The 20298-nt window shown below is 68.8% G+C and carries 24 protein-coding genes and 1 tRNA gene; 17 read left to right on the top strand and 8 right to left on the bottom strand.

All coding sequences use genetic code 11. From position 1 onward, the window contains the following. Positions 1–103: 103 nt before the first annotated feature. Both alr and arfB read left to right on the top strand, forming a co-directional pair. Positions 104–1204 carry an alanine racemase gene (gene alr / locus AC1DU6_RS02420; RefSeq protein WP_477855990.1) on the top strand — a complete coding sequence of 367 codons (1101 nt, stop codon included), beginning with the start codon at positions 104–106 and terminating at the stop codon, positions 1202–1204. Then, entirely contained in the window at positions 1197–1604 is a 408-nt protein-coding gene (arfB, locus tag AC1DU6_RS02415) for an alternative ribosome rescue aminoacyl-tRNA hydrolase ArfB (protein WP_477855989.1), read from the top strand. The genes alr and arfB overlap by 8 nt, the downstream gene beginning before the upstream one ends. Here arfB and AC1DU6_RS02410 read toward each other — a convergent pair. Both AC1DU6_RS02410 and tet read right to left on the bottom strand, forming a co-directional pair. Beyond that, positions 1598–3769 carry a prolyl oligopeptidase family serine peptidase gene (locus AC1DU6_RS02410; protein WP_477855988.1) on the bottom strand — a complete coding sequence of 724 codons (2172 nt, stop codon included), beginning with the start codon at positions 3767–3769 and terminating at the stop codon, positions 1598–1600. The two genes, arfB and AC1DU6_RS02410, sit on opposite strands and share 7 nt — an antisense overlap. Positions 3770–3834: 65 nt before the next feature. Next, positions 3835–5040, bottom strand: coding sequence for a Tet(A)/Tet(B)/Tet(C) family tetracycline efflux MFS transporter (tet, locus tag AC1DU6_RS02405; RefSeq protein ID WP_477855987.1), 1206 nt, complete (start codon positions 5038–5040; stop codon positions 3835–3837). Between the two features lie 30 nt (positions 5041–5070). On the opposite strand from tet, the gene tetR reads away from it, so the two are divergent. After that, the gene (gene tetR / locus AC1DU6_RS02400; RefSeq protein ID WP_477855986.1) at positions 5071–5709 is read left to right on the top strand and encodes a tetracycline resistance transcriptional repressor TetR; all 639 of its coding nucleotides are present in this window, start codon (positions 5071–5073) and stop codon (positions 5707–5709) included. Here tetR and AC1DU6_RS02395 read toward each other — a convergent pair. After that, positions 5706–6074 (bottom strand): winged helix-turn-helix transcriptional regulator, encoded by a 369-nt coding sequence (locus AC1DU6_RS02395; RefSeq protein WP_477855985.1) that lies wholly within the window; start codon positions 6072–6074, stop codon positions 5706–5708. The two genes, tetR and AC1DU6_RS02395, sit on opposite strands and share 4 nt — an antisense overlap. Before the next feature lie 91 nt (positions 6075–6165). On the opposite strand from AC1DU6_RS02395, the gene AC1DU6_RS02390 reads away from it, so the two are divergent. After that, a complete protein-coding gene (locus AC1DU6_RS02390; protein ID WP_056191993.1) occupies positions 6166–6483 on the top strand; it encodes a DMT family transporter in 318 nt (105 codons plus the stop codon). Positions 6484–6485: 2 nt separating this feature from the next. Continuing rightward, entirely contained in the window at positions 6486–7118 is a 633-nt protein-coding gene (locus AC1DU6_RS02385) for an FMN-dependent NADH-azoreductase (protein WP_477855984.1), read from the top strand. Here the strand turns inward: AC1DU6_RS02385 and AC1DU6_RS02380 are convergent. Both AC1DU6_RS02380 and AC1DU6_RS02375 read right to left on the bottom strand, forming a co-directional pair. After that, the gene (locus AC1DU6_RS02380) at positions 7115–8017 is read right to left on the bottom strand and encodes a DMT family transporter (RefSeq protein WP_457324116.1); all 903 of its coding nucleotides are present in this window, start codon (positions 8015–8017) and stop codon (positions 7115–7117) included. The genes AC1DU6_RS02385 and AC1DU6_RS02380 overlap by 4 nt on opposite strands. Further along, a complete protein-coding gene (locus tag AC1DU6_RS02375) occupies positions 8017–8646 on the bottom strand; it encodes a LysE family transporter (RefSeq protein WP_477855983.1) in 630 nt (209 codons plus the stop codon). Before AC1DU6_RS02375 ends, AC1DU6_RS02380 begins: the two co-directional genes overlap by 1 nt. 115 nt (positions 8647–8761) lie before the next feature. Between AC1DU6_RS02375 and AC1DU6_RS02370 the strand changes: the two genes are divergently transcribed. The 8 genes from AC1DU6_RS02370 (at position 8762) to AC1DU6_RS02335 (ending at position 14442) form a co-directional block, all read left to right on the top strand. Beyond that, positions 8762–9931, top strand: a complete 1170-nt coding sequence (locus AC1DU6_RS02370) for an MFS transporter (protein WP_477855982.1) — start codon at positions 8762–8764, stop codon at positions 9929–9931. A 269-nt stretch (positions 9932–10200) separates the two neighbouring features. Next, the gene (radA, locus tag AC1DU6_RS02365) at positions 10201–11565 is read left to right on the top strand and encodes a DNA repair protein RadA (RefSeq protein ID WP_056191984.1); all 1365 of its coding nucleotides are present in this window, start codon (positions 10201–10203) and stop codon (positions 11563–11565) included. Positions 11566–11646: 81 nt separating this feature from the next. Beyond that, positions 11647–12078 carry a hypothetical protein gene (locus tag AC1DU6_RS02360; protein ID WP_477855981.1) on the top strand — a complete coding sequence of 144 codons (432 nt, stop codon included), beginning with the start codon at positions 11647–11649 and terminating at the stop codon, positions 12076–12078. A 7-nt stretch (positions 12079–12085) separates the two neighbouring features. Further along, the gene (locus AC1DU6_RS02355; protein WP_056191978.1) at positions 12086–12502 is read left to right on the top strand and encodes a VOC family protein; all 417 of its coding nucleotides are present in this window, start codon (positions 12086–12088) and stop codon (positions 12500–12502) included. 21 nt (positions 12503–12523) lie between these two features. Next, positions 12524–12871 carry an antibiotic biosynthesis monooxygenase family protein gene (locus tag AC1DU6_RS02350; protein ID WP_082532416.1) on the top strand — a complete coding sequence of 116 codons (348 nt, stop codon included), beginning with the start codon at positions 12524–12526 and terminating at the stop codon, positions 12869–12871. Further along, on the top strand, positions 12868–13245 hold the full coding sequence (locus tag AC1DU6_RS02345) for a hypothetical protein (RefSeq protein ID WP_056191972.1): 378 nt from the start codon (positions 12868–12870) through the stop codon (positions 13243–13245). Before AC1DU6_RS02350 ends, AC1DU6_RS02345 begins: the two co-directional genes overlap by 4 nt. A 37-nt stretch (positions 13246–13282) precedes the next feature. Further along, a complete protein-coding gene (locus tag AC1DU6_RS02340) occupies positions 13283–14215 on the top strand; it encodes a branched-chain amino acid transaminase (protein ID WP_056191971.1) in 933 nt (310 codons plus the stop codon). Positions 14216–14226: 11 nt separating this feature from the next. Next, positions 14227–14442: a zinc-finger domain-containing protein gene (locus AC1DU6_RS02335; protein ID WP_457447707.1), complete on the top strand. Its 216-nt coding sequence runs from the start codon at positions 14227–14229 to the stop codon at positions 14440–14442. A gap of 200 nt (positions 14443–14642) precedes the next feature. On the opposite strand, the gene AC1DU6_RS02330 is transcribed toward AC1DU6_RS02335, so the two are convergent. Then, on the bottom strand, positions 14643–16598 hold the full coding sequence (locus tag AC1DU6_RS02330; RefSeq protein ID WP_477855980.1) for a hypothetical protein: 1956 nt from the start codon (positions 16596–16598) through the stop codon (positions 14643–14645). Positions 16599–16665: 67 nt separating this feature from the next. On the opposite strand from AC1DU6_RS02330, the gene AC1DU6_RS02325 reads away from it, so the two are divergent. Genes AC1DU6_RS02325 through AC1DU6_RS02315 form a run of 3 tightly spaced genes read left to right on the top strand, consistent with a single transcriptional unit; the run spans position 16666 to position 18697 of the window. Continuing rightward, complete coding sequence (locus tag AC1DU6_RS02325; RefSeq protein ID WP_056191962.1) at positions 16666–17109, top strand: YybH family protein; 444 nt, start codon at positions 16666–16668, stop codon at positions 17107–17109. 10 nt (positions 17110–17119) lie between these two features. Continuing rightward, the gene (locus tag AC1DU6_RS02320) at positions 17120–18169 is read left to right on the top strand and encodes a YheT family hydrolase (protein ID WP_477855979.1); all 1050 of its coding nucleotides are present in this window, start codon (positions 17120–17122) and stop codon (positions 18167–18169) included. A gap of 12 nt (positions 18170–18181) precedes the next feature. Continuing rightward, positions 18182–18697, top strand: a complete 516-nt coding sequence (locus AC1DU6_RS02315; RefSeq protein ID WP_457447703.1) for a DUF2946 family protein — start codon at positions 18182–18184, stop codon at positions 18695–18697. 55 nt (positions 18698–18752) lie between these two features. Here the strand turns inward: AC1DU6_RS02315 and AC1DU6_RS02310 are convergent, their stop codons facing one another. Beyond that, positions 18753–19292, bottom strand: coding sequence for a c-type cytochrome (locus AC1DU6_RS02310; protein ID WP_056192630.1), 540 nt, complete (start codon positions 19290–19292; stop codon positions 18753–18755). Positions 19293–19432: 140 nt separating this feature from the next. Between AC1DU6_RS02310 and AC1DU6_RS02305 the strand changes: the two genes are divergently transcribed. Continuing rightward, positions 19433–19508: transfer RNA gene (locus AC1DU6_RS02305), tRNA-Arg, on the top strand. 6 nt (positions 19509–19514) lie between these two features. Here AC1DU6_RS02305 and AC1DU6_RS02300 read toward each other — a convergent pair. After that, positions 19515–19763, bottom strand: coding sequence for a hypothetical protein (locus AC1DU6_RS02300; RefSeq protein WP_477855978.1), 249 nt, complete (start codon positions 19761–19763; stop codon positions 19515–19517). Positions 19764–20298: the final 535 nt, after the last annotated feature.

Genomic DNA, 20298 nt, shown 5'->3' with positions numbered 1-20298 from the left:
GAACTGTCTTCTGCTTGTAGGCCGGTAAAACGGGAGCGGCGCGGGTTTATAGCACGCCCCTAGTTCGGCAGCGGCGCCCCAAACCCGGGCGCAAAATCCGGCCATGCCTCGCCCGATTGAAGCCCTGATTCATACCGAAGCGCTCGCTCACAACCTGGGTCGCGCGCGCGCTCAAGCCCCCAATGCCCGAGTCTGGGCCGTCGTCAAGGCCAATGCCTATGGTCACGGCATCGAGCGCGCTTATCCAGGCCTGCGTGCCGCAGACGGCTTCGCGCTGCTCGACCTGGCCGAGGCCGAGCGGCTGCGCGCGCTGGACTGGCGCGGCCCCATCCTGCTGCTGGAAGGCGTGTTCGAGCCGCGCGACCTGGAGCTGTGCTCGCGCCTGAAGCTGTGGCATGCCGTGCACTGCGAGCAACAGATTGACTGGCTGGCCATGCACAAGACGCACGAGCCACACCGCGTCTTCCTCAAATTGAACTCCGGCATGAACCGTCTGGGCTTCACGCCAGCCGCGTTTCGCGCCGCCTACGCGCGGCTGGAGGCCCTGCCCCAGGTCGACGAGATCGGGTTGATGACCCATTTCTCGGATGCCGACGCCCTGCGCCAAGGCGTTGACGGCATCGCCCACCAGTTGGCCRCCTTCGACGCAGTCACCGAGGGCCTGGCCGGCGAGCGCACCGTTGCCAACAGCGCGGCCACGCTGCGCCACCCCGAGCGCACCGCCAATGACTGGGTGCGCGCCGGCATCATGAGCTATGGCGGCGTGCCCGACTTCCCCGAGCACGACGCCGCCCACTGGGACCTGCGGCCGGCGATGACGCTGCGCTCAAAGATCATCGGCGTGCAGCAGCTGCAGCCCGGCGACACCATTGGCTACGGCAGCGCCTACACCGCCGAGCGGGTCACTCGCGCCGGTATCGTCGCCTGCGGCTATGCCGACGGCTATCCGCGCCATGCGCCCACCGGTACGCCCGTCCTGGTCGACGGCAAACGCACGCGCACGCTGGGCCGGGTGTCCATGGACATGCTGGCGGTGGACCTGTCCGAGCTGCCTGCCAGCGGCTTTGGCAGCGAGGTGACGCTGTGGGGCGAAGGCCCGCACGGCTCACGCCTGCCCATCGACGAGGTGGCTCAGGCGGCCGGCACCATCGGCTACGAGCTGATGTGCGCCGTCGCGCCGCGCGTGCCAATTCGAAATGCCTGACATTCACTGGACCCCGCGCCCGGACGAACTCGAGTTCGACGCCATCCGCGCCAGCGGCCCCGGCGGCCAGAACGTCAACAAGGTCAGCAACGCCGTCCACCTGCGCTTTGACATCCGCGCCTCCAGCCTGCCCGAGGCCGTCAAGGCGCGGCTGCTGAACTGGGCCGACCAGCGCATCACCTCGGAAGGCGTCGTCGTCATCAAGGCCCAGGACTCGCGCAGCCTGGAGCGCAACCGGGCGGACGCCGTCGCGCGGTTGATCGAGCTGGTGCAGGCCGCCGCCCACGTGCCCAAGGCGCGCCGCGCGACCAAGCCGACCTATGGCTCCAAGCAGCGCCGGCTGGAAGGCAAGTCCAAGCGCAGCGACATCAAGGCCGGGCGGCGCAGCAAGGATTACTGAAGCGGGGACGTCATCCCCAGCTGGTCGAACAGGAAGGCATAGATGTCCGCCATCTGGTTCACGCGAATGGACAGCGAGCTGCCCATGCCATGGCCGGCGTGGGCGTTGATGCTCAGCAGCACCGGCCGGCCGGAGCCGGTTGCCGCCTGCAGGCGCGCAACCATCTTGCGCGAGTGCATCGGGTTGACGCGCCCGTCCGTCTCGCCGGTGGCCATGAAGATGGCCGGGTACTTCGCACCGCCATTCACGTGGTGATAGGGCGAGTAGGCGTGCAGCGCCTGGAACTGCTCCGGGTTCTTCACCGTGCCGAATTCGGTGACGTTGAATGCGCCGTTCGGGTCCAACTCCACGCGCAGCATGTCGTAGATGCCCACTGTCGAGACGACGGCGCGGAACAGCTCGGGATGCTGCGTGAACACCGCCCCCATCAGCAGCCCGCCGTTGCTGCCGCCTATGGATCCCATGCGGGCCTTGGAGGTGTAGCCCTTGTCGACCAGGTATTGGGCCGAGGCGGCGAAGTCGTCAAAAACGTTCTGCTTATTCGTCAATGCGCCCTGGGTATGCCAGGTCTCACCGAACTCACCGCCGCCGCGCAGGTTGGCGATGACGTAGACGCCGCCCGCGTCCAGCCACAGCCTTGTCGCCGCGCCCAGGAAGCGCGGCACCAGGCTGACGTTGTAGCCACCATAGCCGGTGAGCAGCAACGGTGCGCTGCCATCGAGCTTGAGGCCCTTCCTGCGCACGATATTGAGGGGGATGCGCGTGCCGTCCTTGCTCGTCGCGAACTCGCGCACGACCTCCACGTCGCCGAAGGACACCGGGCTGGTCTGGCGCAGCGCCGTGGGTCGGCTCCTGCCGCTGTCGGCATCGATGCGCATGAACTGCGGCGGCTCGAGATAGGTTTTCACCGCGACCAGCAGGCTGCCGTCGTCCATCACGGCCATCTCGTCCACGGTCGCCACCTCGGGCAGCTGCAGCTGGCCGCGAGGCTTGCCGTCCAGGCCGTAGATGGCCACGCGCGACGGCCCGCCGACGATCTCACGCAGGTAGATGGCGTTCCTGGTGAGGGTGATGTTGCCCGCGCCGAACTCGCCGCCGGGCTCCAGCGCCGCATCGGACTCGGGCACGATGGTCTGCGCATGGGCCAGCGTCAGGTCATCGAGCGCCAGCTTGAGCAGCTTGCCGCGCGGCGCGCCCTGCCGGGAGATGAGATAGAGCCCGTCGGGTCCCAGCGCTGCGGCGACGACCTTGTCCTCGAAGCGTGTGACCTGGCGGATGCGGCCGTCCCTGGCGATCAGGTAGTGGGCGAACTCGCCGCCATCGCCATTGGCGACCGAGGCGATGACGCCAGGCGCGCCGGGCCGGGCGTCCAGTGCGATCTCGGCGACGCGCGGGAAGTCCTTGCCCAGCACATAGACGTCCTTGGTCGGATCGTCGCCGACGCGGTGGTAGTAGATCTGCTGGTAGAAGTGCTGGCGCTCGGCCGGTTCCTTGGCGCCGGGGTAGCGCGTGTACCAGAAGCCGGAGCCATCCTCGCGCCAGGCCAGGCTGCCGCCGCCGGTGGGGTATTGCACGTTGAGAATGACCTTGTCGACATCCTTGCCCGTGGCCACGTCGACGATGTGCAGCGAGCCGTCCTCGCTGCCGTTCTCCGACATCGACACCGCCACCAGCTTGCCCGTCGGCGAAGGCACATACCAGTCGATGGCCGTCGTGCCTTTGGGGTTGAGCGTGTTCGGGTCCAGCACCACGCGGGCCTTGGCGGGGTCGGCGTCCTGGCCCAGCACGGCCAGCATGGGCTGCTGCCTGGGCGGCTGGTTGTATAGCGCGAACAGCTGGCCCGGCGTGGCGTGCAGGTCGTAATAGGCGCTGGAGCTGGCCGTGGCCTGCTTCATCAGCCAGTCGAACATCGGCTGGCGCGCCGGCAGCTTGCCGAAATAGGCGCGCGTGCGCTTGTCTTGCGCAGCGCTCCACTGCTTCACCTTGGGGTCGCTGGCTTTCTCCAGCCAGCGGTAGGGGTCCCTGACGCTGACGTCGCCGTAGCGGTCGGTGACCGGCTTCACCGGCGTCGGCGGCGCGCCCGCGTCGGCGGCATGGGCCAGCAGCGCGGCACCCGCGAGGGCAAAAGCGCCGCACAGGCGCGTCAGAGCGAATTGCCAGGCCATCTGTTCTCCCCGTGAAGAGCGCGCCAGCGTAACGCCCTTGCCGAGTGGTGGGGAACGGCTGGTTGTTACGCGGTGCGAGCGCGGCGACTGAACAGCATGGGCAGCGCGATCAGATACAGCACCGCGGCGATCACCCAGACGCAGCCAGGCCAGGCGCCCTGCGTCGCCGCAAAGCCGGCCGTGACCACCAGCGGCCCGCCGATGCCGATCAGGCTGGTCAGGCTGGCCAGCGTGCCCTGCAACCCGCCCTGGCGCTGCTCGTCCACCTGCCGCGCCAGCATGGCCTGCAGCGCCGGCAGGGCCAGCCCGCCGATGGCGAACAGCGGCAGCAGCGCAAACGGCATCCAGCCCGCCACCGCCACACCCATGCCGACAAAACCCAGGCCGTCCGCCGCCATGCCGGCCAGCAGCGCGCGCTTCTCGCCGAGCCTGGCCACCATCGGCCCGGTGACAAAGGCCTGCGAGACGGCATGCAGGCCGCCATAGCAGGCCAGCGACAGGCCCGCCACCCAGGCAGTCCAGCCGTAGCGGTCCTGGCCGTACAGGATCCACAGCGCCGCCGGCACCTGCGACACCAGCGCGACGACGGCAAAGACCCCCACCAGCGGCAGCAAGGGCCGCTTGCCCTCCAGGCGATGCAGTGCCGAGAAGGCGTTGAACTTGCTGGCGTCCAGCCGGGCCGTGCGGTTCTGGTTGGATTCGGGCAGGGCGAACCAGGCCATCCCCAGGTTCAAGGCATTCATGACGGCCGCGGCGACGAAGGGCGCTCGCAGCGACCACTCGCCTAAAGCACCACCGATCAGCGGCCCGACGACAAAGCCCAGGCCCATGGCCGCGCCCATCTGGCCATAGCGCCTGGCGCGGTCGGCCTCGGGCGTCACATCGGTGATGTAGGCCGTGCCCACGGCCATGCTGGCGCCGGTGATGCCGGACAGCACCCGCCCGACGTAGAGCCAGGCCAGGTTGGGCGCCAACGCCATCAGCACATAGTCCGCCGCGGCCCCGGCCAGCGAGGCCAGCAACACCGGCCGGCGGCCGAAACGGTCGCTCAGCGCACCCAGCACCGGGGAAAACAGGAACTGCATCGCCGCGTAGACGGCCAGCAGGGCGCCGTAGTGGTGGGTCGTGGCCTCGGCGCCGGCCAGCTCGCGCAGCAGGCCAGGCAGGATGGGGAACACCAGGCTCATGCCCACGGCGTCCAGCAGCAGCGTCATCAAGATGACGGTCAGGGCTCGATTCACGAATGCCTCTCTATCGTCGATAGAGAACATTTTGCACGAACTTCTCTATCATTGCTAGGGATGAATGCCACCGAACGTTCCAGTCGACTCAACCGCGACGATGTGCTGCGTGCCGCCCTCTACCTGCTCAACGAGGTCGGCATCGACGCGCTGAGCACCCGCAAGCTGGCCGAACGCCTGGGCGTGCAGTCGCCGACGCTGTACTGGCACTTCAAGAGCAAGGCGGCGCTGCTGGACGCGATGTCCGAGGCCGTCGTGCTGGAGAACCACGCCCAGGCGGAGCCGGCGCCGGGCCAGCATTGGCAGGACTGGCTTATGGCCAACGGCCACAGCTTTCGCCGCGCGCTGCTGGCCTACCGCGACGGCGCGCGCCTGCATGCCGGCACACGGCCGAGCCCCTTGCACTTCGATTCCATCGAGGCCCGCCTGCGCCTGCTATGCGATGCCGGCTTCGAGCCGGGGCAGGCCACCCGGCTGATGATGTCGGTGGGGCGCTTCGTCGTCGGCTGGGTGCTGGAGGAGCAGTCCGCGCAAGCGCCCGATGCGCCGCCCTCGTCGATGCTGAGCGAGCCCGACGCGGTGCAATACCCGCTGCTGGCCGCCGGCTGGGCGCAGACGCTGGGCGGCGACCCCGACACGATGTTCGACCGCGCCTTGCGCCTGCTGATCGACGGCGCACAGGCGCAGCTGAAGGGCTAGCGCCGGCGGTCGAACGCTATGCGCGCCGATGCTATGGCGGGGTAGTGCCGTTCGGCCCAGCGGTCCACCACCACCAGCGCCTCGCTCAGGGACCGGCCCAGTTCGGTCAACTGGTAGTCGACGTGCGGCGGCACGGTCTGATGGTCGGTGCGCTGCACCAGGCCGTGGCGCTCCAGTTCGCGCAACGTCTGCGTCAGCATCTTCTGCGAGATGCCGCCCACCTGGCGCAGCAGCTCGTTGTTGCGCAGCGGCTGCCGGGCCAGCAGCGGCACGATCAGCAGCGCCCATTTGCTGCCCACCACCTCCAGTGCGGCACGCGAGGGGCAGTTGGCACTGAGCACATTGCCGGTTGAGGTGTCGGCCATCGTCTGGATTTCCCTGGTTACCAAAAGGTGCGTACTTCCGATTCTGTGCCTGGCCTCCCACAGTGAGCCCATTGCAACTTGGAGAGACCCCATGGCTTGGTTTCTGTTGGTGAGTGCCGGTCTGGTCGAGATCGCCATGGCCGCGGCGTTGAAGGCGTCCGACGGCTGGCGCCGGCCGCTGCCAGGCGCGGCCGGCGTGCTCGCCGCGCTGCTGTCCATCGTGCTGCTGACGCAGTCGCTCAAAAGCCTGCCGACCGGCACGGCCTATGCAGTCTGGACCGGCATCGGCGCCGTTGGCGTGGCGCTGCTGGGCGTCTGGGTGCACGGCGACAGCGCCTCGCCCGCACGGCTGGGCTGCATGGCCCTCATCGTGGCCGGCATCGCCGGCCTGCGCTGGCTGGAGGGCTGAAGATGAGCCGGCTGCTGCACATCCAGGGCTCGCCGAATCCGGCCTCCACATCGCGCGAGATCGCCGAGGCCTTCGTCGCCCGCTACCGCGCCGTCCGTGCCGACGCCCAGGTCGAAGTGGCCGACGTCTGGCAGCTCGCGCTGCCCGAATTCGACGCCGACATGATCGCGGCCAAGTTCGCCGTGCTGCGCAGCCAGCAGGCGACCCACGACCAGCGCCGCCACTGGGCGCGCGCCGTCGCGCTGGCCGAAGCCTTCAACCGGGCCGACCACTACGTCATCAACCTGCCGATGTGGAACCTGGGCCTGCCCTACCGCCTCAAGCACTACATCGACGTGGTCACGCTGCCGGGCCAGAACTGGGCCTGGCAGCGTGACACCGGCTACCGGCCGTTGCTGTCGGGCAAGCGCGCCGTGCTGGTCTACAGCAGCGCGAGCGACTATGGCAGCGAGGGCCACTCGGCCCAGGGTCACCTGGACACGCAAAAGGCCGCGATGCGCGCCTGGCTCGRCTTCCTGGACATCAAGGTGGCGCAGGAGATCGTCATCGCACCCACGCTGACCGACCCCACCTCGCTGGCCGCGCTGAAGCAGGCACGGCGCGCCCAGGCCGAAGCGGCGGCCGAGCGCATTTAGCGCTGCGGCCGCGTCGCGACGAACAGGCTGGCCAGGCACAGCACCATGCCGCCGATGGCTAGCGGCGTCGCCTGCCAGCCCTCCAGCACGGCCGACACGATCAGCGCGATGACGGGCACCAGCACGCCGATGAGCGCCGCCTGAGCGGGGCCGCGGCGCTCGGCGAGCTTGTAGTACAGCGTGAAGGCGATGACCGAGCCAAAGGCGGCCAGGTAGACGAGGCTGCCGACATAGGTCCAGGCGCCGTCGAAGGGCAGGCCGTGGCCCAGCGCCAGCGACATCCCCAGCAGGAAGGCCGCGCCATAGCCCATGCTCCAGGCCAGCACCGGCACCAGCGGCAGGCCGCGGCGCGTCAACACCAAGGTGAAGAAGCCACCGATGACCGCCACCACGACGGCGAAGAAGCTCAGGCCCAGCCCCAGGGCCGCATTCGGCCGCGCGCCGGTAGACGCGAGTTCGGGCCAGAAGATCAGCGCCACGCCCAGCACCGCGCCGCTGGACGCGACGAGGAAGCGCCGGCTCACCGGCTGGCGCCACAGCAGCCAGGCGACGAGTGCATTCATGAACACCATCAGGCAGAACAGCACCGCGACGAGGCCGCTGGGGACAAAGCGCTCAGCCTCGTAGATGGACCAGTAGTTGCCGGCGTACTGGATGACGCCGGTGCCCAGCATGTAGCCGTGGGCATAACGCGGCAGCTTCAGCGACGTGCCCTGCCAGCGCGCCAGCCCGGCGAGCATCAGCGCCGACAGCGCGAAGCGCCAGCCCACCGACGTCAGCGCCGGCACTGTCGACGCGAGCTGGTACAGGATGACGTGCCAGGTGCTGGCCCAGATCGCGACCGGGGCCAGGAAGAGGAACCAGGTGGGCAGGCGGCCGGGCTTGTCTCCCGCCGCCATCAGGCCGCGCGCTTGAAGGTCGCCAGCAGCGCACCGGCCGCGACGAACAGCGAGCCGAAGACGCGGTTCAGCACCTTGATGTGGCTCTCGCTCTTCAGCGCCGCCAGCACCCGCGCGGCCAGCACGGTGTAGCCGGCCATGACGACCAGGTCGGTGAAGGCCAGCGTGCAGCCGATGACGAGGTATTGCGGCGCCAACGCGGCATGCAGGTCGAGGAACTGCGGCACGACGGCCAGCAGGAAGACCGTGCCCTTGGGGTTGACGGCATTGATGCCCCAGCCGCGCAGCACCAGCTGGCGGCGCGTCGCCAGCACGGCGCCGTCATCCGCCGCCACCATGGGCTTGGCCGGTGCACGCCATTGCTGCACACCCAGCCAGACCAGGTAGGCCACGCCAGCCCATTTGACGAGGGCAAAACCCAGCGACGAGGCCGCGATCAGCGCGCCCAGGCCGGCGCCGACGAGGACGACCTGGGTCAGGATGCCCAGGATGAGGCCGAAGGTCATGAAATAGCCGCGCCTGAAGCCATGGCTCAGGCCCGCGCTCATCGCCGCGACAGCACCTGCGCCGGGGGACAGGCTGATCGCCCAGGATGCGGCAAAAAAGGCCAACCAGACCGAAAACTCCATGACCGGCTCCATCGAGAAACTGCAAGGCGCCGAGTGTCCCACGCCCCTGCTCAGTGGATGCCAGAGCTACTCGCTGCGCTCGGGCGGTCTGGCACCCAGGACATAACATGCCCCGATGCTCAGGGCCCTTTTCTCGCTGCCGCGCAGCGTCTGGCTGCTCGGCCTGATCAGCCTCGTCAACGACAGCGCCAGCGAGCTGGTCTACCCCCTCGTGCCCTTGTATCTGAGCGGCGTGCTGATGGCCGGCCCGCGGGTGCTGGGCCTCATCGAGGGCCTGGCCGAGGCGCTGGCCAGCCTGCTCAAGCTGTGGGCCGGCGTCATGGCGGACCGCAGCGGGCGCAGCAAACCCTGGGTCATCGCCGGCTACGGCCTGGCCGGCATCGCGCGGCCGCTGATCGCCTTTGTCGCCGGCTGGCCGCTGCTGCTGGCCCTGCGCCTGACCGACCGCATCGCCAAGGCCGTGCGTGCCGCGCCGCGTGACGCGCTGCTGGCTGCCAACATCGGGCCGGGCCAGCGCGGCCTGGCCTTCGGCCTGCACCGCGCCATGGACAACGCCGGCGCCGTCATCGGGCCGCTGCTGGCCTGGGCGCTGCTGCGTGCGGGCGTGCCGCTGGGCCAGGTCTTCCTGTGGGCCATCATTCCCGGCCTGCTCTGCCTGGGGCTGACGCTGGCGGTGCGGGAAGCCCCGCCACCGGCCACCGCGCCACCGCGCTTCAACTGGACGCTGGCTGGCCTGCCCCAGCCGCTGCGGCGCTACCTCGTCGTCGTCGCGCTGTTCACGCTGGGCAACTCCAGCAACATGTTCCTGCTGCTGCGCGCCAAGGAGCTCGGCGTCGCCGAGGCGCAGGTGCCGTTGCTGTGGGCCGCGGTGTCGGGCGTCGCGGCGCTGTTCGCGGTGCCGCTGGGCGGGTTGTCGGACCGCGTCGGCCGCGTTCACCTGCTGGTGGCCGRCTATGTCGCCTATGCCGCCTTCTACATCGGCATGGCGGCGTGGGCCGCGCCGGGCTGGCGGCTGTACCTGCTGTTCGGCCTCTACGGCATCTTCATGGCCGCGACCGAGGGCGTCGAACGCGCGCTGCTGGCCGACCTGGCGCCGGCCGAACAGCGCGGCACCGCCTTCGGCTGGCTCAACCTCGTCATGGGCGCCATGCTGCTGCCGGCCTCGCTGCTGTTCGGCTGGCTGTGGGAGGGCCTGTCGGCCACCGTCGCCTTCGGCTTCTCGGCCGGCTGCGCGCTGGCCGCGGCACTGCTGCTGACAGCCTGGGTTCGCCCCAGGGTCTGCTGACACGGCGGCAATGGGCCGCGAAGGCCGGCAGCCAGGGGCCAATCAAGGCGCAACGAGCCGCCCGCACTCATGTGCGGGCAAGCGGTGCAACGCCGAGTGGCCCCTGGCTGCCGGTCTTCCCGAAGGGTTGTGACCAGAAAGGCCGCGCGCGGCGTTGCAAATGCTCGCCGGGTGCCCAACCCGGCTCCGCTTTGCGCCTTGCTCGCGACCCTTCTGGTCACAACGCGGCCCATTGCCACCGTGTCAGCAGACCCTAAGACAATGCGCTGATGGCGACAAGCAAGAGCATCTACACCTGCACCGAATGCGGCGGCACCAACGCCAAATGGCTGGGCAAATGCCCGCACTGCGGCGCCTGGAACACGCTGACCGAGGGCATCGCCGAGCCCACCGGCGGCGTCAAGAACCGCTACCAGTCGCTGGCCAAGAGCCAGCCGGTGGCCACGCTCTCCGAGATCGAGGCCAGCGACTTCGAGCGCACGCCCACGGGCCAGGAAGAGCTGGACCGGGTGCTGGGCGGAGGCATCGTCGCCGGCGGCGTCGTGCTGATCGGCGGCGATCCGGGCATCGGCAAGTCGACGCTGCTGCTGCAGGCGGTTGAGTCGTTGTCGCAAACCGTGAAAGTCCTGTACGTGACCGGCGAGGAAAGCGGCGCCCAGGTCGCGATGCGCTCGCGGCGCCTGGGCCTGTCGGGCGCCAAGGTGCGCGTGCTGGCCGAGATCAGCCTGGAGCGGATCCTCGCCACCATCGACGTCGAGGAGCCCGACTTCTGCGTCATCGACTCCATCCAGACGCTGTACTCCGAGCAACTCTCGTCCGCGCCCGGTTCGGTCGCCCAGGTGCGCGAATGCGCGGCCCAGCTCACACGCACGGCCAAGGCGCGCGGCTGTGCCATCGTGCTGGTGGGTCATGTGACCAAGGAAGGCGCGCTGGCCGGCCCGCGAGTCCTGGAGCACATCGTCGACACGGTGCTGTATTTCGAGGGCGACACGCACAGCAGCTTCCGCCTGGTGCGCGCCATCAAGAACCGCTTCGGCGCGGTCAACGAGATCGGCGTGTTCGCGATGACGGAGAAGGGGCTCAAGGGCGTCACCAACCCGAGCGCCATCTTCCTGTCCACCCACGCCGAGCCCGTGCCGGGCAGCTGCGTGCTCGTCACGCTGGAAGGCACGCGGCCGCTGCTGGTCGAGCTGCAGGCGCTGGTGGACAGCGGCGGCGTCAGCCCGCGGCGCCTGTCCGTCGGCCTGGACCGCGACCGCCTCGCGATGCTGCTGGCCGTGCTGCACCGGCATGCGGGCGTGGCCACCGGCGACCAGGACGTGTTCGTCAACGCGGTCGGCGGCGTGCGCATCAGCGAGCCGGCGGCCGACCTGGCCGTGCTGCTGGCCATCCAGAGTTCGCTGCGCGGCAAGGCCCTGCCGCGTGGCTTCATCGCCTTTGGCGAGGTCGGCCTGGCCGGCGAGGTTCGCCCCGCGCCGCGCGGCCAGGAGCGCCTGAAGGAAGCCGCCAAGCTGGGCTTCAGCGTCGCCGTCGTGCCCAAGGCGAATGCGCCCAAGAAGGCCATCGAGGGGCTGACCATCCATGCCGTCGAGCGGGTGGAGCAAGCCATCGAGGTCTTGCGCGGGCTCATTTGAAACTGAGACAACAGGTTTCCATGGTGCACGCCACGCCAAAGTCTGCTTAGGATCGGGGCCTCGCACCGGAGGACCCCGTTCATGTCAGATCCCGCCAATCTCAGGCAGCACGCCCGCACCGATTTCCTGGCCGCCCAGCACGATRCCGACTCCCTGCCCGGTTGGGTCTTCAAGCCGGTGCAGTTCAGCCAGGGGCCGGCCGGCCTGGTGCTGAACATGAGCGACGGCGGCCTGCAGGTGCTGACCAGCGCGGCCGAGCCGCTGACCGAGGACAAATACGAGGTCGTGCTGCTGCTGGGCCGCGCCGACGTGGACAGCGACGATGAGCAGGTGTCCTGGTTCAACGGCGTCGTCGAGCGCAAATGGTCGCGGCCCGTGCCACGCATGGGCATCCTGCACGGCATGTGCTTCACCGCGCGCAACTCGACGGCCGAACAGTTCCTGAACGGCCACAAGGACGCGCTGGAGTCTGGCCAGTGGGTGCGCTGCGTGCTGCTCAAAGTAACCAAGTAGGACGGATATGGAGCACTGCGGCCGCCTGCTCGACCACGTGCATCTGCGCGTGAGCGACCTGGCGGCTAGCCGGCGCTTCTACCGTGCGGCGCTGGACGCCATCGGGCGGCTCGAGGCCTTCGGCGAAGCAGAGGGCTGCTTCTACGCCGACGAGTTCTACGTCGACAAGGCCGATGGCCGCGTGTCACATGTGCATCTGGCCTTCCAGGCCCACAGCGAGGATGAGGTCCGGCGCTTCCATGCGATGACGCTGTCCGCCGGCGGCCGCGATCACGGCACCCCGGGGCCGCGCCATTACCACCCGGGCTATTACGCCGCCTTCGTGCTGGACCCCGACGGCAACAACATCGAGGCTGTCTACCATGGGCCGACGCAACGCTCGGCCGACAGCGTCGAGGTGACCCGCCTGCCGCTAGCGGCCTGACGGCGTGGCAGGATGTGCGCCATGAGCGCACTGCCCGAGCCCCCCTACTACGCCGTCATCTTCACCAGCCAGCGCACGCCCGTTGACGGCGGCTATGGCGACATGGCTGACCGCATGGTGGCCCTGGCTTCCGAGCAGCCGGGTTATCTGGGCGTGGAGAGCACCCGCGGCGAGGATGGCCTGGGCATCACGGTCTCCTACTGGCGCAGCCCCGAGGACATTGCCGCCTGGCGCCGCAACGCCGAGCACAAGATCGCGCGCGACACCGGCCGCAGCGATTGGTACCAGCACTACACGCTGCGCGTGGCCAAGGTCGAGCGCGCCTATGCCTGGCAACGCGACGATGGGCTGAAGGACCCGCAAGCATGAATCCGTGGATCGGTGTTGGCCTGGCGCTGGTGGCTCTCATTGGTGGCGGGGCGCTGCTCGGCTGGCAGGGCGTCATCTTCGCGACGACGGGCATCGTCTTCTGGCTGCTGTTGCAGATCTCGCGGCTGATGCGGGTCATGAAGGTGGCCGGCGCGGCCCCGCTGGGCTCGGTGGCCAATGCGGTCATGCTGAACAGCAAACTGCACGCCGGCATGAAGCTGGTGGACCTGATCGGCCTGGCCGGCAGCTTGGGGCAAAAGCAGGCGCCGGAGACCTTTGTCTGGCGCGACGCCGGCGGCGACGCCGTCGAAGTCAAGCTGGTGAAAGGCAAGCTCGTCGAGTGGCGGCTGATCCGCGCAGCCCAAGCTTCGTAAAATCGCCCGCTTTCACCCCGCACGCACTGGAGTAACGATGGTTCCCGCCCCCCTGCATGACCGCGACGGCAAGATCTGGATGGACGGCGAGCTCGTCGACTGGCGCGACGCCAAGATCCACGTGCTGACCCACACCCTGCATTACGGCTGCGGCGCCTTCGAGGGCGTGCGCGCCTATGACACGGTCAACGGCACCGCCATCTTCCGCCTGCAGGAGCACACGCAGCGCCTGTTCAACAGCGGCAAGATCCTGCGCATGAAGATCCCCTTCTCGGTGGAGCAGGTCAACGAGGCCCAGCGCGAGGTGGTCAAGGCCAACGGCCTGAAGAGCGCCTACATCCGCCCGCTGATCTGGATCGGCTCCGAGAAGCTGGGCGTCAGCCCCAAGGGCAACCAGGTGCACCTGATGGTGGCCGCCTGGAGCTGGGGCGCCTACCTCGGCGAGGAAGGCATGAAGCGCGGCATCCGCGTCAAGACCAGCTCCTACACACGCCACCACGTCAACATCACGATGACGCAGGCCAAGACGGTGTCCAACTACACCAACTCCATCCTGGCCAACATGGAAGCCACCGACGACGGCTACGACGAGGCCCTGCTGCTGGACGCCTCCGGCTTCGTGTCCGAAGGCGCCGGCGAGAACCTGTTCGTCATCAAGGGCGGCGTCGTCTACACGCCCGACCTGTCGGCCGGCGCGCTCAACGGCATCACCCGCAACACCATCTTCGCGATCTGCCAGGACCTGGGCCTCAAGCTGGTCGAGAAGCGCATCACCCGCGACGAGGTCTACATCTGCGACGAGGCCTTCTTCACTGGCACCGCCGCTGAAGTGACGCCCATCCGCGAGCTGGACCGCGTCGAGATCGGTTCGGGGTCGCGGGGTCCCATCACCGAAAAGATCCAGTCGGCCTTCTTCGACATCGTCAACGGCCGCAACCCCAAGTACGCCGAGTGGCTGACGGCGGTCTGAGAGCAAACAACATGAGCACCACCACCACGCCCGCCGCCACTGTCGAAGTGACCGCCAAGGACTGCAACGACAACGGCACGGTCTTCTGCCCCAACCCCAAGATGCCGCTGTGGAGCGCGCATCCCAAGGTCTTCATCGACCTGACCCATGGTGGCCAGGGCCAGTGCCCTTACTGCGGCACGGCCTACAAGCTAAAGGCCGGGGAGGTGGTGGGCGGCCACCACTGAGCCCCTCGCCCAAGGAGTACCTTGGGCGGGACCGCGCCGCGGCCAGAGGCCGCAGCGCTTCGGCAGGCACAGCGCGCCCACCGGGCGCACCGTGTCCGGCCTCAGCCCCCGAGGGGACAACGATGCTTGCGGCATCGAGCCGCAAGCACATCGCTTGAACGGGCCGGCTAGGGAGCGGCCCGGCGCTCGGCCCGCATGAACTAGCGCATCAGCGCGGCGGCCCTGCGGCTGCCGCGCCGCTGGGTGTCCAGATCAGCCTCCAGCGCGCGTTCCGTCGCCGACAGCGGCTTCACCATCCCAAGAGCCAGCGCACCCTGGTCGAGGTTCTGACCCCAGGTCAGGCCGGCGCGCAATTGAACCGGAGCGGCCAGGCCGTCGGTGAAACCGGCGGGCAGCCAGGGCATGGTTTGGGACAGCACCAGCGCCACGCGCGACTTGATGGCGGCATCACCCACGCGGCCGCGCTGGCCCCAGGTCACGACCTGGTCTGCGCTCGCCCCGCTCAGGAATTGCGGCGTCACCGCGACATCGCGCAGCACGCCGTGGCGCAGCTGCATCAGCGCCTCCTCGGCCAGCATCGCCGCATCCTCGCGCGGCACGCTCTGGCCGCTGGGCCAGGAATAGCTGTAGTCGTCGGTGACGCGGTCGCTGCTGAAGAAACGCACGATGTCGGCCGGCTGGTAGGCGCGCTGCACCGCCGTGGACGCCACGCCGAAAAACTGCACGCGGCCCAGGTCGACCATCTCCTGTGAATAGAACGGCAGTTGCGTGCGCAGCTGTTCGGACGCAGTGTTGGCGGGAATGGCCTCGTAGACGCGCAAGCCGCTGTTGAGCAGCAGGTGCACGCGGGGCGGCAGGAAGTCGTTGGCGTGCGTCAGCTCGTGGTACAGCAGGCGGCCGAGTGCCGGAATCAACGCGGCGCTGTCGCGTGAGCCGCGTGCCAGCACGGACGGGCGCCCACCGGCCGACTGATTGCCCTGCACATAGCGCCACAGCATCGCGTAGGCGAGGTCTAGCCCATAGTCACTGCGCGGGTCGGGCGCTTCGCTGACGCTGTCGCGCTCGGCAGGCGTCTGCCAGAGGTAGTCGGCATCGAGATAGATGGCGCCGGTGGCGCTCCAGTAGAAGGCCGGCCGCACCCGGCCGCCGATGACGATGGCCGTGGTGGCGTTGAGCAAGCGGCGGAAGTCGCCATTCACGTCCTGCTCGCGCAGGAAGGCCTCGAAGCGCTGGCCCATCCAGTCGTTGGACACCAGCACGCGGGCCATCACCTGCTCCACGGTGGGCAGCTCGCCGCGCGTCTCGGTGCCGAGCAGCGGCAGGCGGCCCAGCGTGCAGAGCGTGGCATTGGTCAGGGCGGGCGTGTAGATGCAGTCGCGCAATTCGGCCGCGTGTGCGCCGCCGGCCACATAGGGGTAGGCGCGCGAGGACAGGTTGCCAGCGCCGAACAGCGGCGAGGCCACAGCGGGCGGTGAGGCCTGCACGAGCAGGCTGAAATCCTGGCTGAGGCTGCGCCCATCGGCCAGCGTGGCCTCGGCGCGCAGGCGCAGCAGGCTGTCTTCGGCCACCGCAGGCGCGGTAAAGATGACGCGCCATTGGCTTGCATCGCCCAGGTTCACGTCCGGGCCGTCGACGCGGCTCCAGCGCACGCGCGCCAGCGGGTAGTCGGCCACGGCCAGCCCCTCGACCCAGGCGCGCAACGACGTCTGGCCGCCCGCCCACACCGACGGTTCGCCGCGGATCACCATCGGCGTCGCGTCGGGTGCCGCGGCGTTGAGCTCGGCTTGGCCGCTGTAGCTCGCCCCCTTGGCGTCGGTGAAGTCCACGCTGAACGTGAAGCGGCCCGCCGCAGCCGGTGCGACGCTGAGGGCCTGCGAACGCGCCGAACCGAGGGCCTGCGCGGCGCCATCGGTCTGGCGCCACTGCACCGTGTCCAGCCGCGAGCCGGGGCAGGCAAGCACCGCCAGCTCCTGGTTGTGCCCCGCACCGGCTGCGGCGGGCAGAGCCAGGCGCGCGACGGAGCCGCTCAGGCATTGGGCCCCGAGGGGGGGCACGGCGACCGGCCCGGGCGCTGGCGCGGCATCACCGCCACCGCCACCGCAGGCCACCAGCAACAGACAAAGGAACAGGGACGCAACGGCTTTCAGCGAAAACATCGGTTGGGATCAGGCAGCGGTTGGGGCGGGGTCAATGTAGCGCCGTCCGACTTCCTACAATCGCGCCATGCCCCGCTCCGCCGCCCAGACCGCCGCCCTGCTTGCCTCGCCCGACGACACCGAGGCCCAGTTCTACGAGGCGCTGCAGCACGCCGACCTGGATCACCTGATGGCCCTGTGGGCCGATGACGAGGAAGTGGCCTGCGTCCACCCGGGCGGCCCGCGCATCGTCGGCCTGCCTGCCATTCGCGCCGCCTTCGAAGCGGTGTTCCAGCGCGGCGCGGTCAGCGTCCACCCCGAGCGCGTGCGCCGCCTGCACAGCGGCGATTGCGCCATCCACCATGTGCTGGAGCGCGTGCAGTTGCATGGCGAGGCCCAGCAGGCTTGGGTCATCGCGACCAATGTCTATCTGAAGACGGCGCTCGGCTGGCGCCTGGTGCTGCACCACGCCAGCCCCGGCAATGCGGGCGATGTCCAGGAGCTCGTCGCCGACGCCGGCACGCTTCACTAGGAGTCGGCGCATGCAGTACCGCGCCCCCCGCTGGCTGCCCGGCGGCCACGCCCAGACCATCTGGCCCGCCCTCCTCAGCCGCCAACACGACGGCCCGCCGCCGAACTGGACGCGCGAGCGCTGGGACACACCGGACGGCGACTTCATTGATGTCGACTTCCTGGCTGGTGGTGAGCCGCCCGCACGCGAGTACGCGTCCGGCCCCCCGGGGGGGCCAAGTCGGTCTTGGGAGCGGCCCGGCGACCGACTTGGGCGCCCGCCGGAGACGCCGCTGCTGGTGTTGTTCCACGGCCTGGAGGGCGACCGCACCAGCCACTCCAGCGTCGCCTTCGCCAGCGTCGCCCGCGCACGCGGTTGGGCCATGGCCCTGCCCCACTTCCGCGGCTGCTCCGGTGAACTGAACCGCGGCCCGCGCGCCTACCACTCGGGCGACTTCGAGGAGGTCGGCTGGATATTGCAGCGCCTGCGCGAGCGCCATGGCAGCAAGCTCCTCGTCGCGGGCGTGTCCCTGGGCGGCAATGCACTGATGCGCTGGGCGGAGGAAGCCGGCCACAGCGCCGCCCAGGTCGCCCAGGCGGTCTGCTCGATCTGCTCGCCCATCGACCTCGCCGCCGCTGGCGCGGCCATCGACCGCGGCTTCAACAGGCAGGTCTATGCGCGCCGCTTCCTGCGCACCATGATTCCCAAGGCCCTGCGCAAGCTGCAGCAGCATCCGGGCCTGTTCGATGGCGAGCGGCTCAAGCGCGCGTCGACCATCTACGAGTTCGACAACCTGTTCACCGCGCCGCTGCACGGCTTCAGGAACACCGAAGACTACTGGACCCGCGCGGCCGCCAAACCGCACCTGCACCGCATCCGCATCCCGGCCCTGGTGCTGAACGCCCGCAACGACCCTTTCGTGCCCGGGGGCAGCCTGCCACACGCCGCCGAGGTGGGTGCCCATGTGACACTCTGGCAGCCCGGCCACGGCGGCCATGTCGGCTTCCCCGCCGGCCGCCTGCCGGGGCATCTGCTGACCATGCCGGAGCAGGTCTGCGACTGGCTCTGGAAGCAACGCTGAAGGAGGTCTTGCATGGACCCCATCGTCGAAGCGGCCCTCAAGAAGTGGCCCAACGTCCCGCACTGCTACGGCTGGCTGGCGCTGGACGCCCGTGGTGATTGGTATATGCGCGACGAACGCATCCAGCACGCCGGCCCCTTCCCCGAGGTCAAAGGCAGCCGCATCAACCACGACAAGCTGCGTGCCTTCATCGAGCGCAACTACGCGGCCGACGCGGCTGGCTGCTGGTTCTTCCAGAACGGGCCGCAGCGGGTCTATGTGGAGCTGGAATCCACGCCCTGGGTTTGGCGCCTGCAGCCTGATGGCCGCGTGCTGAGCCACACCGGCATCGAAGCCGCCGCGGAGTCCAGCTGGCTGGACGAAGCCGGGCGGCTCTACCTGCTCACCAACCTCGGCCTGGGCCTGGTGCACACGGCCGACATGGGCCTGGCGGCCGACGCCGTCGAGCAGGGGCGCTGGACGCCACAGCAGTTCCTGTCGGGTGAGCTGCCGGAGCGCTTCGGCTTCGTGCGCCGCCCTGGCGCCTGAGCCAGAAACGACGAGGGCTGYCGAAGCAGCCCTTGGCGGGATTCAAGCCGAAGCTTTACTGCGCGGCCGAAGCAGCCGGTGCGGCCATCTTGGGCTCGTCGAACTTGGCGCCCCCCTGGTTGGCCATGTAGACCACGGCACGGGAGACTTCGAAGTCGCTGAAATCGCCGCCGCCCTGCGGGCCCATATTGCCCTTGCCCTTGAGCGCCGAATGCACCAGCGTGTCGAAGCCACTCTTGATGCGCGGGCCCCAGGCCGACGCGTCGCCCAGCTTGGGTGCGCCGGCGGCGCCGGTGGCGTGGCAGGCCGAGCACTGGGCCTGGAAGACCTGCTCGCCCGTCTTCATGGTGGCGGCGTCGTTGACGTCCTTGACCTCGACGTGCGCGACCGGCGCAATGCGCGCTGCAATGGCCTGGGCCTCGAAGGCAGCCGTGCCGGCCGCCGGCTTGGTGTCAGTGGTGACGTAATTGGCCAGCAGGATGATGACGATGACCGGCACCACGAAGGCGAACAGCACGGCCCAGGCGAGCTGCTTGGGGGTCTTGATCGGCCCGGTGTGGGCGTCGTCGTGGTCGTGATCGTGGCTGGCGCTCATGAATTCCTCTTGTCGATCTTCGTCGGTCGGGTCTCGCTTCATGCCGGGCTGGGTGCGCGACACGAAAAACCGCCGAATTATAGGCAGGCCCCGACGCTGCCCCGGGGCCCTGGTACCCCGCTGCTAGAATGCACGGCTTCGCGCCCGTAGCTCAATGGATAGAGTACTGCCCTCCGAAGGCAGGGGTTGTTGGTTCGATCCCAACCGGGCGCACCAAAAGTCTCAAGCACCTTGCAGTAATGCCAGGTGCTTTTTTCTTGGCGGCTTCGTAGAAGTACCCGTAATGCCATCGCGTTGAGGCGCGTGCGCACCGAGCGAGCGACGCATGCCGCGCGCCGCGCTATCACGCAGCTGGAGTCGCCTGCGCCGCAAGGACTCCTCTATGAAGTCTGGCCACTGGCCTTCCAGAACACCGTCTTCGCGCTCGACCGCCGGCACCAGCGCCGTCCGGAAGCCGTTGGCACGCAGCATTTTGGTCACCCAGTCACGGTGAATCTCGTTCGGCTGCCCTCGCCATAGCCCTGCATGCCCGCGCCCAGCGACCGTGAACGCCACCGTACCCAAATCAATGTTGACTGGTCGATGAGGATCGGTGTGGAGAACTTGCGAGGTTTATGCGCGACTGGTCGCTTGCGTCACGGCGTCGCCGATTTACTTGAAAGAGGCTACGGCTCACGTCTGCGACATGTTTGTTCCGGGTGTGAAGGCCCCGCCGAAGAGTGGCGACTTCGATGAGGTCATGAAGCATGTGCGCACCGTTCTCAATGTGCGCTTGAAGGCGCTTCTAAGCCGACGCTCACACGGCTCCAAGCAGTAGGAGTCGCGCCACCGACTGCTGAGCCGCTCCGAAGGATCAAGGCTGTTGGCCGCAGGCTTTTCTTTGAGCAGTCAGCTCCGCATTTCCAAAATTCGAGGAACTACGAGCTCCGCCAAATGCCGAGAGTCTTCGGCCGTACCGGAGTAGCCAAAGGAAATCGAGACGGTGACCATCACTGCGTTCTTGACG

Source organism: Roseateles sp. P5_B10, from assembly GCF_056400485.1.
The sequence above is the reverse complement of the archived record's forward strand: the minus strand, read 5'-3'. Positions and strand labels throughout refer to the sequence as shown.